At 40.7% G+C, this 15,879-nt stretch carries 16 protein-coding genes and 1 pseudogene; 1 reads left to right on the forward strand and 16 read right to left on the reverse strand.

Annotated features, from left to right (window positions below; translation table 11 throughout):
* Positions 1–56: 56 nt before the first annotated feature.
* From HEQ36_RS03495 to HEQ36_RS03545, 11 genes are all read right to left on the reverse strand, one after another.
* Positions 57–743, reverse strand: coding sequence for a PHP domain-containing protein (locus HEQ36_RS03495; RefSeq protein WP_168637239.1), 687 nt, complete (start codon positions 741–743; stop codon positions 57–59).
* 241 nt (positions 744–984) lie between these two features.
* On the reverse strand, positions 985–2,010 hold the full coding sequence (purM, locus tag HEQ36_RS03500) for a phosphoribosylformylglycinamidine cyclo-ligase (protein WP_053538179.1): 1,026 nt from the start codon (positions 2,008–2,010) through the stop codon (positions 985–987).
* Positions 2,011–2,810: 800 nt separating this feature from the next.
* On the reverse strand, positions 2,811–3,818 hold the full coding sequence (locus tag HEQ36_RS03505; RefSeq protein WP_039204720.1) for a saccharopine dehydrogenase-like oxidoreductase: 1,008 nt from the start codon (positions 3,816–3,818) through the stop codon (positions 2,811–2,813).
* A 112-nt stretch (positions 3,819–3,930) separates the two neighbouring features.
* Complete coding sequence (gene ebsA, locus HEQ36_RS03510; RefSeq protein WP_027402523.1) at positions 3,931–4,317, reverse strand: type IV pilus biogenesis protein EbsA; 387 nt, start codon at positions 4,315–4,317, stop codon at positions 3,931–3,933.
* A gap of 216 nt (positions 4,318–4,533) precedes the next feature.
* Positions 4,534–5,742 (reverse strand): 4-hydroxy-3-methylbut-2-enyl diphosphate reductase, encoded by a 1,209-nt coding sequence (locus HEQ36_RS03515; protein ID WP_053538177.1) that lies wholly within the window; start codon positions 5,740–5,742, stop codon positions 4,534–4,536.
* Between the two features lie 74 nt (positions 5,743–5,816).
* Complete coding sequence (locus HEQ36_RS03520) at positions 5,817–6,629, reverse strand: SGNH/GDSL hydrolase family protein (protein ID WP_205748651.1); 813 nt, start codon at positions 6,627–6,629, stop codon at positions 5,817–5,819.
* A 169-nt stretch (positions 6,630–6,798) separates the two neighbouring features.
* Positions 6,799–8,187: an ammonium transporter gene (locus tag HEQ36_RS03525; RefSeq protein WP_168637241.1), complete on the reverse strand. Its 1,389-nt coding sequence runs from the start codon at positions 8,185–8,187 to the stop codon at positions 6,799–6,801.
* Positions 8,188–8,521: 334 nt separating this feature from the next.
* Complete coding sequence (locus tag HEQ36_RS03530) at positions 8,522–8,824, reverse strand: hypothetical protein (RefSeq protein ID WP_053541188.1); 303 nt, start codon at positions 8,822–8,824, stop codon at positions 8,522–8,524.
* Positions 8,825–9,040: 216 nt separating this feature from the next.
* A complete protein-coding gene (locus HEQ36_RS03535) occupies positions 9,041–9,814 on the reverse strand; it encodes an MBL fold metallo-hydrolase (RefSeq protein ID WP_168637242.1) in 774 nt (257 codons plus the stop codon).
* A 12-nt stretch (positions 9,815–9,826) separates the two neighbouring features.
* Positions 9,827–10,414 carry an aminodeoxychorismate/anthranilate synthase component II gene (locus tag HEQ36_RS03540; protein WP_168467436.1) on the reverse strand — a complete coding sequence of 196 codons (588 nt, stop codon included), beginning with the start codon at positions 10,412–10,414 and terminating at the stop codon, positions 9,827–9,829.
* 202 nt (positions 10,415–10,616) lie between these two features.
* Positions 10,617–11,072 carry a diacylglycerol kinase family protein gene (locus tag HEQ36_RS03545; RefSeq protein WP_053538174.1) on the reverse strand — a complete coding sequence of 152 codons (456 nt, stop codon included), beginning with the start codon at positions 11,070–11,072 and terminating at the stop codon, positions 10,617–10,619.
* Between HEQ36_RS03545 and HEQ36_RS03550 the strand changes: the two genes are divergently transcribed.
* Complete coding sequence (locus HEQ36_RS03550) at positions 11,014–11,214, forward strand: hypothetical protein (RefSeq protein WP_290706827.1); 201 nt, start codon at positions 11,014–11,016, stop codon at positions 11,212–11,214. The two genes, HEQ36_RS03545 and HEQ36_RS03550, sit on opposite strands and share 59 nt — an antisense overlap.
* Here the strand turns inward: HEQ36_RS03550 and HEQ36_RS03555 are convergent.
* The 5 genes and pseudogenes from HEQ36_RS03555 to HEQ36_RS03575 form a co-directional block, all read right to left on the reverse strand.
* Positions 11,211–11,645, reverse strand: a complete 435-nt coding sequence (locus tag HEQ36_RS03555; RefSeq protein ID WP_290706726.1) for a four helix bundle protein — start codon at positions 11,643–11,645, stop codon at positions 11,211–11,213. The two genes, HEQ36_RS03550 and HEQ36_RS03555, sit on opposite strands and share 4 nt — an antisense overlap.
* Before the next feature lie 133 nt (positions 11,646–11,778).
* Positions 11,779–12,273: pseudogene (gene ybeY / locus HEQ36_RS03560) on the reverse strand (rRNA maturation RNase YbeY); the annotation flags it as partial.
* A 13-nt stretch (positions 12,274–12,286) separates the two neighbouring features.
* Positions 12,287–12,442 carry a DUF3285 domain-containing protein gene (locus tag HEQ36_RS03565; protein WP_071992792.1) on the reverse strand — a complete coding sequence of 52 codons (156 nt, stop codon included), beginning with the start codon at positions 12,440–12,442 and terminating at the stop codon, positions 12,287–12,289.
* A gap of 93 nt (positions 12,443–12,535) precedes the next feature.
* Positions 12,536–13,649, reverse strand: a protein-coding gene (gene prfB / locus HEQ36_RS03570; protein ID WP_168637243.1) for a peptide chain release factor 2 whose coding sequence is annotated in 2 segments (ribosomal slippage) — positions 12,536–13,576 and positions 13,578–13,649 — 1,113 coding nt in all. Because the reading frame shifts where the segments join, the coding sequence is not laid out codon by codon here.
* Between the two features lie 126 nt (positions 13,650–13,775).
* The gene (locus HEQ36_RS03575; RefSeq protein ID WP_168637244.1) at positions 13,776–15,845 is read right to left on the reverse strand and encodes a serine/threonine-protein kinase; all 2,070 of its coding nucleotides are present in this window, start codon (positions 15,843–15,845) and stop codon (positions 13,776–13,778) included.
* Positions 15,846–15,879: the final 34 nt, after the last annotated feature.

Consider the following 15,879-nt stretch of genomic DNA (forward strand, 5'->3'; position numbering starts at 1 on the left):
TACTCCCCTACTCCCCTACTCCCTAAACCAGGAGTTTAAAAGAGGTAAATACAGATTTACAACCTATGCAGCAAATTCAAGCCATGCGAATCAGTACCACAGGTGCTAAATAAATTAAATTTTTCCGCTAATTGTTGAACTTCCTCAGTTTCCACCACACTAGGTTTCCAAGGTTTGGGGTTATTGTAAGCGTAGAAAGTCTCAACACCATCAATACCATCACCCGCAGCCGCAGGAATGAGGTCAAAATGCGATCGCCTATATCGGGCTGGGTGAGCAAGTACCGCTAGTCCTCCCGCTTCATGAACAGCTTTAATAACATTAACTGCTTGATAAGCCTTACCTGTACTAGGAATTTTTTGTAAATATGGCTGCATACTGGGATGTTCTAACTCAAAAGCATAAGCCAAAATGTGAACTTCATTATCCAGCAGATTGGCGTTAATTTCTACACCACTCCACAGATATGGAGCATGAGCATCAGGATTACGCCATTTCCAATCTTCTAACCAAACCAGGGCTTCTTGGTAGCCACTAATACTATGATGATCAGTGATAGCTAACCCTTTTAAACCAATTGCGATCGCTTGACCCATCAAATCACCCGGTTTTAGTTTGCCATCGGAGTGAACCGTGTGCATATGAAAATTAAATAACTGGGGACAACTTTGTGCATCAATGCGTTGGAATACTTGCTTTAGTAGTTCCTTAGAAACAGTAGTCCGGGCAAAATTTATAACCATAACCCCTCTACACAAAAATTACATTCTTCTCAAAACACCAACACGCCACACTTGTAAACGAGATATAACTAATACCACTAACCAGTAAATACAGATACTTCCTCAACGGCACCAATTGATTTTTGCAATATGTTAAGACTACGTTAGCAAATATTAACGCTGATGGCGATGAGTATTTTTGATTACTTCCATCAAGAGAATATAAATTTTGCGTATAGTTTCTATCTGTTTACCGCCATTGTCACCACAAACTGATCAATTCACCTGCTCCATTGATCACTTCACCAATTACATTAGCAGAGATATCCTGAGATTGAAAATGAGTAATTACCTGTTCTGCTTGCTGAGGTGGAACTAATAACACAAAGCCAATACCCATATTGAATGTATTATACATAGCCTCAGCACCTACAGAACCAGCCGCAGCTAACCAATGGAATACAGGGGGAACAGTCCAACTATCAGGAATCATCTTAATTGATTGACCCTTGCTTAAACATCTTGGTAAATTTTCTGGTAAACCACCGCCAGTAATGTGAGCCATGCCATGAACTTCTAAACCTGATTGCAACGCAGCTAAAACAGATTTTACATAAATGCGTGTAGGTGTAAGCAAAGTTTCTCCAATAGATGCACCATTGAATAAGTCTGGGGTATCAGTCCAAGCAAAACCACCATCACTGACAATTTTTCTGACCAAACTCAAACCATTACTATGGACACCTGAACTAGCTAAACCGATAGCTACGTCCCCCACCTGCACCTGAGAACCATCCAACATTCGGCTTTTTTCCACAATTCCCACGCAAAAACCAGCCAAGTCGTATTCACCAACCTGGTAAAAACCGGGCATTTCCGCCGTTTCTCCCCCCAATAAAGCCGAACCCGCCAATTTACAACCAGTAGCTATCCCCGCTACCACCTGAGTTAATTGTTCCTTATCTAACTTACCTGTAGCCACATAATCTAGAAAAAACAGCGGTTCTGCACCCGATGTCAACACATCATTAACGCACATCCCCACCAAATCTATGCCCACAGTATCATGACGGTTGAGAATTTGAGCTATTTTCAGCTTTGTCCCCACACCATCTGTCCCCGAAACCAAAACTGGTTCTTTGTAACCTGTAGGCAGTTGAAAGCAACCACCAAAGCCACCCAGTCCCCCCAAAACCTCTTTTCTAAAGGTGCTGTGAACCAAATTGCGAATTTGATCTACAAAAGCTCTACCTGCTTCCACATCAACGCCTGCATCCCGATAATCCATGCCTAACTACACCGTTATCAATTCATAACTTTAGGTTATTATTATCACACAATTTAGCTGATAAAACCTCTTCTGATCAGGAAAATGCCATTCGTACGACCCAATTCATTCGCAATCAAGCGATAAGACATTGCATTGAACATAATTTAAAACCTGATACAGCACCTCTTGATGTTATGAGGTACAGTTTTTTATCGCCAAACTCGTAGGGGCGCAGGGCCTGCGCCCTCCATTATTGTTGTTGTCAAAAAATCTCCATGAAACTAGCACCGCAAGGCGGAAGTCAAAAGTCAAAAGTCAAAAGTCAAAAATAATATGGCGTAAGCTTTTTAGTGATTGAGAATGGTTGTTTTATTTACGCCGTGCTGTACTAGTAGTTCGTCAAATTTATTTATTTTGACGGGTAATGACCGGAAAAAACTTCTGTTCTTCCCTCCCCTACCCCCCCTACCTCCCCTACCCCCCCTACTTCCCCTACCTCCCTACCCCCCCTACCTCCCCTACCCCCCTACTTCCCCTACCTCCCCCTACTTCCCTCCACCCGTCATTTTCGGGTTGACAGACTACTAGAATCCCCGTCTTTTTAGCAATACAAAAGAGGGCGGGGTTTCCCCGCCCCTACAGGCTTTACGATTTGCTAAGAGACTTCCAAGAAATAAATTATCCTAAGAAACGAACCACAGAGGCACAGAGTACACAGAGAGAGAATTTCTGCATCAGTTTTGGGACATTTTTTTATTTGGAAGTCTCTAAGTGGATCTCACAAAGAGTGCATACCGCTATAACCAATTACCGACCACCTATTTGACAAACTTAGGCATAATTTCCGCAGCCGTAAATAAGCCAGAAATGCCCCGTTGACGCAATTCTTGAGCAGCTTTAAGATAACCGAAGGCAGGACCACACACATTGGCAGCCATACTAGTTTCATCCCCTAACGTGAAGGTATGAGTAGATATTTTTCCCTCAAAAGTGCGTCCAGTGATTTTCACATTTGTACTCAAGGGCTTTTTGGGGTTACGGGTATCAACTACACCGCCAACCGTGACTCTATCCCGTGAACAAATTCCCGCCACCTCTAACATCACATCATCGGCGTGTTCCATATTTTCCAAGGTTAACACCCCATCGGTCTGATCAAGTAGCGCTTCTACCTCTGCGTCAGTCATGGCTCTAGCGGCTTCTACACTATAACCGGGCATATGACCAATATCTTCTCTCACAGTGGCGCGGTAGGCTTCCCAGTTAGCAATTCCCACACCAAAGGTAATGACCACATTGTGAATTTCCGCATAACTTTGGGCAGCTAAGGCGGCAGCAGCGGTTAATAGCCCAGGAGTAGCACCACAGCCAGTCATGTAGGTAATTCCAGCGGCTTGCAGTTCATCTTTCATGGATAGGAGTTGTTCGACTGCACTGGTGCGTTTAATGGCATCTACCAGAACACCCTGCCAACCGGCTTGAATAAATTCTTTGGCAACAGAGGGGATAAAGTCGTTGGGGAGGTTAGGTAAAGCCAGGAAATAACCATCTACAGTGTCACCAGTGACTTGAATTAAATCCTGAATACTGTTGTTGCTTAATGTACCAAATGCTTCTAAATGACCGATTGTACCTTGATTTTGGTAAGTAGTAATACAAGATTGGGTGTTTAAGCCCTCAGTGGAGTAAGCATAGCCATTTTGGTCGGCGACGGCGACAAGAATCATTTCTCGTTTGCTGGAAAGGAGTTTTGCGGCTGCCTGTCCAAGTCCGCCAAAACCCAGGACTCCAACGCGGATAGGTTGGTTTGTTAGTGGTGTGTTCATAGTGATTTTTGTAAGGCGTATAAACCTAAATTTCCGTATAATAGCTAGTTATGTTGGAAAAATCTAGAGGTTTCCAAGTAAACGAGGTTCATGAAGGCTGTTCTATTTTGCTTCAATCATCTAAACGTAATAATTTGCGGTAAAAGGATTTAGAAAAATCCGTGATTTTATTCCGCTTATAGTTTTCCATTAGTTCAATTAAAAAACTAATAAATTCAAAACTTGGCATCATGACTTCATAGGTTAATTCAGACGTAGAATCAAACTGTAACCGGCAAACGGTTAAGTCGGAGGGTAAGGTAGGATCATTCCAAGTGGCAACGAAGGGAACATTTTCACTACCTTCTATTTTGCGGTGTCCTTCTAACTCACGTTTTTTATAAAGAGTGATGGCATAGGGTAACAAATTCCGCTTATTACCCTGAATATAGGGTAGATACACGATAGACTGTTGCTGACTTGCAGGTTGGAGTTTATCAAAAAACGTATTACCAGTCATTGTTATAGATTCCTTAAGTTAGCATGATATGGGGCTATTTTAGCCTTGATATTAGAGGCAGAGCCTCATCAACTGCATTCCTAGTCAGAGACTAGGAACGAGATGTGGTAGGGATTTGAGCTTAAGTTGACACCATTGAGCTTTTGCTTTACCCATACAAATCTAGGTTTTTCGTAATTTCTTAAAAGTCCATATCCCAACCGTGTTGAGTATATTTTAAACTACAGATGCTATTGCTTTGAGGGCAAAAATTTTCTCAATTATATCTTCAACTACCTTATCTGGTGTTGAAGCACCAGAAGTCACACCAACTTTAATTTCTCCTGCTGGTAGCCAATTTTCTGCAATTACTAATTCTCCTGTTAACTGCCGATGTTCAATGTTATTAATTGATTGAATCCGTTCTCCACAATCAATGTGATAGGAGGGAATACCTCGATCAAAGGCAATTTGTTGTAGTTGGGTAGTATTGGATGAGTTAAACCCACCAATAACTATGATTAAATCTACATTTTCTTCGACTAATTCTAACATAGCATCTTGACGTTCTTGAGTGGCATCACAGATGGTATTGAAATTTTGAAAATGCTGATTCAATTCTGTTGGTCCATATTTCTGCATCATTGTATGCTCCAGCATTTTACCGATTTGTTCGGTTTCACCTTTGAGCATGGTTGTTTGGTTAGCAATTCCTACTCGTTGTAAGTCTTGATCAGGGTCAAATCCTGCTGAACAGGCTTTGGAAAATTTGGCTAAAAATTCTTCACGATCGCCACCATTGAGAATATAATTAATGACATATTCTGCTTCTTTTATGTTTAAAACAATCAAATATTTCCCGGCAAAGGAACTGGTGGCAACTGTTTCTTCATGCTTATATTTTCCGTGAATAATTGAAGTATAATCACCTTTTTTGTGCTTTTCTACGGTGTTCCATACTTTGGATACCCAAGGGCAGGTAGTATCAACAATTTGGCAACCTTTATCATGCAATATTTGCATTTCTTGAACACTTGCACCAAAGGCTGGTAAAATTACTACGTCACCACTATTAACAACAGAAAAGTCTTTCAGTTTGTCAATAACGGGAATAAATTCTACTTGCATTTCTTGCATTCGTTTATTCACAGATGGATTGTGAATAATTTCGTTGGTAATCCAAATCTGTTCTGTGGGAAAATGTTGCCGGGTTTCATAAGCCATAGCTACAGCCCTTTCTACACCCCAACAAAAACCAAATGCTTGTGCTAGTTGGATGGTGACATTACCACGTTTGATGGTGTAGTTGCGATCGCGGATTTCCTGAATTAAGTTACTCTGAAACTCAGATTGTAACTTGGTAGCAACTTCCGCTTGATGACCAAAACCTTTGCGATTGTAATTGTCTGAATGTTGGAGGCTACGTTTAAAAGCTTTTGTATCCATTTTAGATTGACCACTAATAATTACTATCTTTGATTTTCTCGTGTTTCGAGGTGATTTAGATGGAAAATTTGGATTTATATCCTAGTTTTTGAGTTGATATTTTTAGGTTTAGTTGCTTGGGATGTTATTTGTTGGTTAGTATACATCTGTAAGGCAGTCCGCCAAACGAGATAACCTGGGGGACTCAGATGCAAACCATCGGTGGTAAAATCTGACCGAAGATTACCTTGTTTATCGGTGAATAAGGGATGTAAATTCAGATATTTCACCCCTTTTTCAGTAGCGAGATTATTCAATTCCTGATTCAAATTACGAATCCGAGGATTGGGAATTGCTAGGAGTTTTTCTTTTGCTTCCCAAGTTATCCCCTCCTCACCATGGGGCAAAATTGACTGAACGACAATTTCTGTTTGGGGGTGTTTTCTTTGCAAATAACTGATAATTTGCTGATAATTAGCTAAAATTTCCTGATCATCTAACCCGCGAATTAGATCATTAATGCCCACCATAATGAAAATCTTTTCCGGTTTGGTGCGATCAAAAAAATCTAATCTTTGCAGTAATCCATTGCTAACTTCCCCGGATATGCCCTGATTTAGCCAGCTTCTATCCTCAGGTAATAACTCCGGTGGAAACCATAAACTCAGAGAATCTCCCGCTAGTATGGTTAATCGCTGGGGATTTTTCCTAGCAGTTATTTTAGCTTCTTGCTTGAGAATATCCAACCATTGGGGATAACTGAGTTTATGACGGGGTCCTAATTCTGGTGCTACATATTGATTTTTCCAGTTCAGGTTAACTGGTTCTGAGGGATCTGGAATAGCTGTGGTTGCTAACACAGGGGTTAGCTTTTGCTGTCGCCAAATCAATAAGACGACCGCTAACATTAGGATAATATTAGTTAACAGTGCGAATAGTCCCCAGACAGGAAAAGTTTTTACACGATTAGACACGACGAAGAAACATTACGGATATTGAGTTTAATTGTAAATCTGTCAGTTGTCAGTTGTTAGTTGTTATTGGGAAGAAAAATATTCTCCCCTACTCCCCTGCCTTTTACTTATTAGAAATCCGATCTGCAAATTCGGAGTTATAACCTTCTTCCCCGTGTTCGTTGATATCCAAGCCTTGATCTTCGGTTTGATATGGGACTCGTAAACCAACTGTAGCAGCAATAATTTTCAGAATGATCCAAGTTCCTACACCAGCAATAATATAGGCTATGGCGATCGCTGCTAGTTCCACAAATAATTCACCGAAGTTACCGCGCAATACCCCATCTTTACCACCGCTATTCACTTCAGTTGTGGCAAAGATAGCTGTTAGAATCGCCCCGATAGTACCTCCAACACCATGTACAGGATAGGTATCTAGAGCATCATCAACCCGCAATTTGTGCTTGAAACTGACAGCATAGAAGCAGACGACGGAGGTAATGAAACCAGTTAAAATTGCGGCTACAGGGGTGACAAATCCTGCCCCTGGGGTGATTCCCACTAAACCGGCGACTGCACCTGTGGCTGCGCCAACTGCGGTGGGTTTTCCCCGTAATGTAGCTTCTAGAATCAACCACATCAACGCCCCGGCGGCAGCGGATGTATTAGTAGCAACAAAGGCGACTGTGGCTACCGTGCCAGCGGATAAGGCACTACCAGCATTAAAGCCAAACCAACCAAACCAAAGTAAGCCGGCACCCAACAAAATAAAGGGGACGTTATGGGGAGGGCTAAGACGATCTGGATAGTTTTTTCTCGGACCGAGGACAATTGCGGCTACCAGTGCCGAAATACCGGAACTAATATGCACTACTGTACCACCAGCAAAGTCTAGAGCGCCGATCCCGCCATATAAACCTAAGAATCCTCCCTTTGCCCAAACCATGTGTGCTAGGGGTGTGTAGATAAAGGTTGACCACAGAACTACAAATAGGCAATAGGCACGGAAACTCATGCGTTCGGCGATCGCTCCCGAAATTAAGGCTGGGGTGATAATTGCAAACATGGCTTGATAGATCATGAATGCTTGGTGGGGAATTGTCGGGGCATAGGAAACCACTTCCGCAGGGGCTGAACCTTGCAGATAACCTGTGGTTTCTACACCAACACCATTTAACCCTAGCCACTGTAAACCACCAATGAAGGGTAAACCAGGGGCAAAGGAAAGACTATAACCCCAAAGAACCCAGGTGACTCCCACAATCGCCATCAACACAAAACTCATCATCAATGTGTTGAGAATATTGTGCGATCGCACAAACCCACCATAAAAGAATGCTAATCCCGGTGTCATTAGCATTACTAAAGCTGAGGAAATCAGCATAAATGCTGTGTCACCTGTATTCGGACTAGGCACGGTTGCTGAGGTTTCTGCCCAAGCATTTCCTGTTAACAACCCTACCAGTAAAAATAGAGTTAAACACCCAATGATAGTCAATTTTCTGAACACTTATTTTCATTCCTCTGTGTCTACGATATTTGTCTTCATTCAATACAATTCGTAGTATTTGCTACTTTTTTTTTCTGTCTTAAAAGCTACTCAACTTCTAATTTTCCAGTAAGTTTAACAAAAATCTTATGTTTTATGCGGGTTATATTTACAAAGTTATTTATTTTCTGATGCAATAGCCACATATTGCACTGACGCAGACTACAGTCCGGTAACAATTTTATTCTTCTTTCTTCTTCTTTCTGACTCCTGATAGCGCAGCGTGGCGTTAGCCACACTCCTGACTGGGCGCAGGCCCTGCGCCCCTACCTCCTGACTGCCCCTATATAGCAACTCAATTGTTGGCAGATTCTTGAATATCGGATTTAGGTACAGCACTAGGTATTAATTCAGAAATTGGAGTTGAGTTTACTGGTGATGCTAATTTAGGTACTTCTTGGGATATTTCCACAGGTGTAATTACACTAGCATTACTGACATAATAGCCAAATATTTTATCATAATTAGAGGCAACTGCTAAAAATACCCCACCTAAAATATATATTGGTAACGGAACAGGAACAGAAAAACCTCGTAACCACTTAAAAAATTCCGCCAAAGCAAACAGAATAAAAAAACATATAAGCCAAACACTCATCATTGCATCTGCTCCATACCAAGTCATCTTTTCACTTAATTTTAGTTGGAAATTTGTTGGGTTTCCTTGTGCCAACCCAACTTACAATAAATTAAGGGCGTTGCTGATTAAGGGTATGAATTTTAGTCTCACGCAAAGGCGCAAAGACGCAAAGGTAAGATTTTTAAAGGTTCAATTTGGAAATTTCATACCTCGATTCAGCAACGCCTTAAGGAATCAAAACTTGTAACTCAAAAGTTGAACTTCCGTTTTTTCTGGCAAACTCTGAGAATTAACTAATACAGAATCATTGTTACTGCGGCGGACATTAATATTCACACTCTGCATCAAAGTTAGAAAATCATCTACTGGAGTAATGTCGCACTTGCCACTTTCAGCAGCTTGAGTCCGATAATGGGTAGGAATAACTAACTTAGGATTTAAGACATCAATTGCCTGTTTTGCTTCTTGATGATTATACGCTTTATCACTGCCGCCAACAGGAATAAATAATACATCAGGACGACCCATGAGAATTTTTTGTTCTAGGGTAATCGGTGCAGCAGAACCCCCCAAATGTAGCAGATTAATGCCACCTTGGTTTAATTTCCAGGCTATATTTTGCCCAAATTGTTTTCCACCCTTACGATCATGGTCTGTGGTAATTCCCTGAAATTTAACGCCCCGAAATTCATAGACACCCGGTTTATAAACTAATTTGGGATTTCCTGGTATTTTATCTATTGCCCCTTCATCCAATAATTGACTACTAATTAATACCAAATCTGATGCAACATTTGGGAGACGATATTTAGCTGTACAACCCAAATTGCTAAAGGGATTAATCAAAATTTTGACCTTACCATTGGTCAATAAAAAGCAGGTATGACCTAACCACTGAATTGATCCACCACTAGATTGGGCATTTACTGGAACTTGATCACCTAAATTAGTAACTATAGCCGTTATTAAACCTGCTCCAGCATAGCCTATCAATTGTCGTCGTTTCATAAGAATACTGCCTTACAAAGTTCGCAAAAAATTTCTCAGCAATTCCTTACCCAAGGCAGTTAGGACACTCTCTGGATGAAATTGGACTCCTTGAATGTGAGGATATTGCCGATGTCTCACGCCCATAATTGTGCCATCTTCTACCCAAGCTGTAATTTCCAATACTTCCGGGCAAGTTTCCCGCTCAATCACTAAACTATGATATCTGGTAGCGGTTAAAGGATTTTCTAAACCTTGAAAAATTCCTATGCCTGTGTGCGAAACCTGAGAGGTTTTTCCGTGCATCAATTCTGGGGCGGAGACAATTTTACCACCGAACACCTGACCAATACTTTGATGTCCTAAGCACACGCCTAAAATCGGTAGTTTATCTCCTAATTGGGCGATCGCACTGAGGGAAACCCCCGCATCATCTGGACGACCAGGACCCGGTGAAATTACCACTGCATCCGGGTTTAATGCCCTAATTTCATCTATAGTAATCTTATCGTTTCGTACCACTTGCAGGTCATCAGCAACTGGGAAATCTACTGCTAATTCTCCCAGATATTGTACTAAGTTATACGTAAAGCTATCGTAATTATCAATGACTAATATCACAATTTTTACCTAATTTTATTTAAAAATATCCAATACGTTCCCTGAAAACGTCTCTAAGTAGGTGAACACAATAAAACCAAAGTGTGTAAAGAAAAGTAAAATCGCCCAAAGCTTCTTCACTCTTGCCTCTTGCCTCTTGCCTCTTGCCTTCCCATAACGACAATTTTCAATGCTAACCTACTTACTATTCACAATCTACCATCTAGAAAGTAGATAGAATTAATGTTGCTAAAGGAGGCAATATTAATGTAGAGGCAACCAATAATGCTACTAAAGCAGAAACAAGTACAGCACCAGCAGCACAGTCTTTAGCAACTTTTGCCAACTCATGATAAGACTGTTTGACCGTTAAATCTACAATTGACTCAATAGCAGTATTCACTAACTCTAAGGTCAAAACTAAACCGCTGGTAACAGAAATTATGGATACTTCTACTGTTTCTAACTGTAGAAATACACTTAATCCAATAGCCAAGGCGCAGACGGCTACATGAATCCGAAAATTCCTTTGAGTCTGAAAAGCGTAGGTAATTCCAGCCCAAGCATACTTAAAACTAACAAATAGATTAGAGGCAATCTGCCAGGAAAGTTCCCTATCTTTGGACACGAGTGTTGGTAAGCTATTATTGGTTGATGACGATGAGACTTTTGGGGGCATAGAGATGAGAGTGGGGGAGGTGGGGGGTGTGGGGGATGTGGGGGGTGTGGGGGATGTGGGGGAGGTGGGGGAGGTGGGGGATGTGGGGGGAGTGGGGGATGTGGGGGAGGTAGGGGATGTGGGGGAGGTGGGGGAAGATTAATATTTATGGTTTTTATGGTTTTTATGATTCATTAACCAGCGTGATGGGTTATTGATCATAGTCACTAAACCAGATAAAACTTGATTATAATTACCATAAAGTTTACGTCCCGTTTCAATATCGAAGTAATTACATTTAACTGTAAATTCTATCCATGTTTGAGTTTCAGCAGATTCAGCTTCACAATCATTTAATTTAGCAACAAAAGCAGCCTCATAACGACGTTTACGCCAAGCTTCTGCCATATTCGCACAAACAGAACGAGAAGAACGACGAATTTGATCTGTTAGAGAATATCTTTCTTCAACAGGAAAATTTTTTGATAACCCAAAAATTTTAATTGCTGCTTCAAAAGCAATTTGATAAATTCCCAAGTCTCTATGAGATTTAACCATTGATATTGAGTTTGATTCTTCTAAGTTACCAATCATCTTCTTTCTCACCTCCTTTACTCCTTTACTCCTTTACTCCCCCTACTCCCCCTACTCCCCCTACCTCCCCCACCTCCCCTACTCCCCCTACTACCCCTACCTCCCCCACCTCCCCTACCTCCCCTACCTCCAACTCTAAGTTAATAATAATACCTATTTTCTTCAGTAATACAACTTGCTCGTTTAACATTTCCATCAAACTCTCTTCGTCAGGATGATCCCAACCTAACAAGTGTAGTAAACCATGAGCCGTTAACCAAGCCAACTCTGTAGACAAACTATGTTCCTGCTGTTGTGCCTGACGTTGTGCTGTATCTATAGAGACAATTATATCACCTAGATACAAGGGCATGGCATCCAGCATTTCTTCACTTTGTGGTAAATCTGCTTCTAGAGATGCAAAGGCTAAGACATCTGTAGGTTTATCTTGTTGGCGATATTGGGAATTAAGGGTTTGAATTTCTGTGTCGGTTGTCAAACGCAAACTGATTTCATAACTAGGTGCAGTTGGTAAGTAATCCTCAAGAATTTCCAACCATTGCCAAAACCAGTTTTCCCAAGTTTCGAGAGGAATTGGGGAAGAGTCATCAAAGCAATTTTCTAAATATAATTCAACCTGTAGCGGCACAAGTTTTCCTCTCTTAGCGAGTAAGATATGCCAAACCCACGAGGACAGATAACAGTCCTACGGCAGTTAACGCAAAGTGTTTGAGGGAAGTGCCGCCTTTTCTAACCATGTTTCGCATGGCGAGTTTGACATAGCTAGGCTGGGGTTCTTTGGCAGGGGATTTTTCCATAATTAATTCATTATCATCTCTTTTCTTACTGTAACCTGTGTCAGGGAAATATAGCAAAGATCCCCGACTTCTCAAAGAAGTCGGGGATCTAAGTTACGCTTCAACTATCTGGTTTTCTTGCCGGAGATAGGCTTGAATGAACATATCAAGTTCACCGTTCATGACATCTGTAATGGCTGTGGTTTCGATGTTGGTGCGGAGGTCTTTCACCATTTGATAAGGATGAAATACATAGTTGCGGATTTGATTACCCCAGGAAGCTTCGACCATATCGCCGCGAATTTCGGCAATTTCTTGGGCGCGTTGTTCTTTGGCAATAACTAACAACTTGGCTTTGAGACGGGCGAGCGCTTTTTCTTTGTTTTGCAGTTGGGAACGTTCTTCTGTACACCGGACTGCTAGACCGGTGGGGAGGTGAACTATGCGGACTGCGGTTTCTACTTTGTTGACGTTTTGCCCACCTTTCCCGCCAGAACGGGTGGTGCTAATGTCTAAATCTTTCTCTGGTATGTCTAATTTGACGGTGTTATCTATTTGCGGCATAACTTCGATGCCGGCAAAGCTGGTTTGCCGTTTGCCGTTAGCGTTGAAGGGGGAAATTCTCACGAGACGGTGAGTCCCCATTTCGGAACGCAAGTAACCATAGGCATAACGTCCGGTAATTTCTAGGGTGGCGGATTTAATGCCGGCTTCGTCACCTTCTGATTCTTCCGCTAGGGTGACTTTATAACCATGATCTTCTGCCCACCGGGTATACATCCGCATGAGCATAAATGCCCAGTCTTGTGCGTCTGTGCCACCAGCACCGGCGTTAATTGTCAGGACTGCACCTTTGTCGTCGTAAGTGCCGGAAAGGAGTTGTTGTAGTTCCCATTGGTCTAGTTCATGATTGAGTTTGGTAATGGTAGATTCCGCTTCTTGCAATAATGCTGTATCGGTTTCTAGTTCCAATAACTCAACAACTGCCCTGGTATCGTCTAAGTTGGTGTGCCACTTGTAATATTGATCTAAATGGGATTTTAGATCATTAAGTTCTTGTAGGGTATTTTGTGCCTGGTTTTGGTCTTCCCAAAATTCTGTTTGGGCGGAAATTTGCTCTAAGTCGTGAATTTTGGCTTTGAGTGCGGGTACGTCAAAGATAGTCCTGGGTTTTACCCAGGCGGCTAGACAATGTTTCGATTTCGCGTTTTAGTTCTAATACGTCCATAAGTGGTGTTGCTGATTAATTAAGATAATTTTTTCAGGCTTCGCCCCGCTTCGCTAACACGCAGAGGCGCAGAGGGGCAAAGAGAAGGAGTTTTCGGAATGGAATCATTTTATCCGAAATCAGGGATCAGAAGTTGATGGGGAATTTTGGGGTGTTTTGGGCTTTGGTGCGAGCTTCTATGGCTTGTTGGTAGTCTGGTTTATATTCTATGGCTTTGTCGTAGGAGGCGATCGCTTGTTGGTATTGTTGCAAATTTAACCAAGCGTTGCCTTTACTGTACCAACTTTCATAATGATTGGGTTTATAGCGAATAGCTTTATTATAGGAGGCGATCGCTTCTTGATATTTTTGTAAATTATATTGTGTATTTCCTAGATTATACCATACTAAATAATCATTTCCTTTTAAACTAATAGCTTTTTTATAAGATTCTATTGCTTCTGGATAGCGTTTAACTTGATGTAATGCCCAACCTCGATTATACCATGCTTGATATTGTTGAGGATTGATTTTAATCACTTGGCTAAAGGAATCAATTGCTTCTGGATACCTACGTAATGTCATTAATATATTACTTCTGGATAACCAAGCTGCGGAGTTATTTGGATTATACTGGACTGCTTGATCATAAGCCTGGAAAGCAAATTCATAACGATTTAAATTAACTAAGCAATTACCCAAATTGTACCAAGCTAATTCATGATCAGATTTTAATTCCACAGTTTTTTTATAGGAGGTAATTGCCTCTTCATATTGTTTAAGGTTTTGGAATGCTAATCCTTTTTTGTACCATAATTCAGGATTATCAGCTTGGAAATTAATCGCTTGTTCATAAGCTTTAATTGCATCATTATATTGGCTAATCTTTATAAAGATATCACCTTTGAGTTGCCACACTCTGGGGTCATCATTCTTTAGTTGTAAAACTTTATCAACAGTGGCAATTGCTTCTGGATAACGTTTGAGTCTGACTAAAACAAAACCTCGATTAGTCCAAGCTTCTAAATAATTTGGTTGAATTTGAATAGCTTGATCATAAGCTATTAAAGATTCTTGGTATTTCTTTAATTGAAATAATGCTTTACCTTTACCATATAAAGCTTGAGGATAATCAGATTTGATATCTATGGCTTTTTCATAAGTTGCTAAGGCTTCTTCATAGCGTTGTAATTGAATGAGAGTATTACCCTGATTATATAATTCTATAGCGTTTTTACTATTCAGGCGATTGAGCATAAATATTGCCCCGAAACTACCAATACCTAAAATAAATATTCCTAATAGCAATTTCCAGAATATCCCTGGGGTATTTTGGGGATTTTTTACTCGGTTTGGTAAGGTAGCAGGGGAAATAATTATTGTTGCCGATGAGTTTTTATTTAATTCTTGTAAAGCTTGTAATGCTATTGTTGCTGAAGCATAACGTTGGCGAAAATCATAACAGATCATTTGATTTAGAAATTGGGCAAATTCTGGAGATACAGTGGCGAAATTTTGCCAAATAATTTCATTAGTTTCAACATCTTTCTCTAATTGATCTGGTGATAATCCTGTTAAAGCTTGAATAGCAATAATTCCCAAAGCATAGATATCACTGCTAAATTTTGGTGTTCCTTGTGCTTGTTCTCCAGGAGTATAACCGGGTGTACCAATAGCAACAGTAGATTTGGTAATGTCTGGAGAATTTACTAATTTGGTCGTAATTTGTTTGACTGCACCAAAATCAATTAAAATTAATTTATTATCTTGTTCTCGTCTGAGAATATTCCGAGGATTGACATCACGATGAATTACCTTTTGTTGATGGACAAAGTCCAAAATTTCTAAAATTTCTTGTAATAAAGACATTACCTGATTTTGAGTAAAGATGACACCAGATTTTAATTCTTGACTGAGATCATTACCAATAATTAGTTCCTGAACCAGATAAAATTCGGCATTTTCTTCAAAGTAGGCTAAAAGTTGGGGAATGCGATCATGATTTCCTAATTTATATAAAACTTGGGCTTCTGTGTCAAATAACCTCCGAGCTATTTCTAAAGTGGTAATATCAGTAGATTGAGGTTTGAGTTTCTTGACTACACACTGGGGTGAGCCTGGTAATTGAGTATCATTAGCAACATAAGTTTCACCAAATCCGCCACCTCCCAGGTAATTGGTGATTTGGTATCTGCCTACAAGGGTGTTTCCTAGCATTTCCTGAGCCTATTTGAATATTGTGTTACATTAT

The sequence above is a fragment of the Anabaena sp. 54 genome, assembly GCF_017355725.1.
Taxonomy (GTDB): Bacteria; Cyanobacteriota; Cyanobacteriia; order Cyanobacteriales; family Nostocaceae; genus Dolichospermum; species Dolichospermum heterosporum.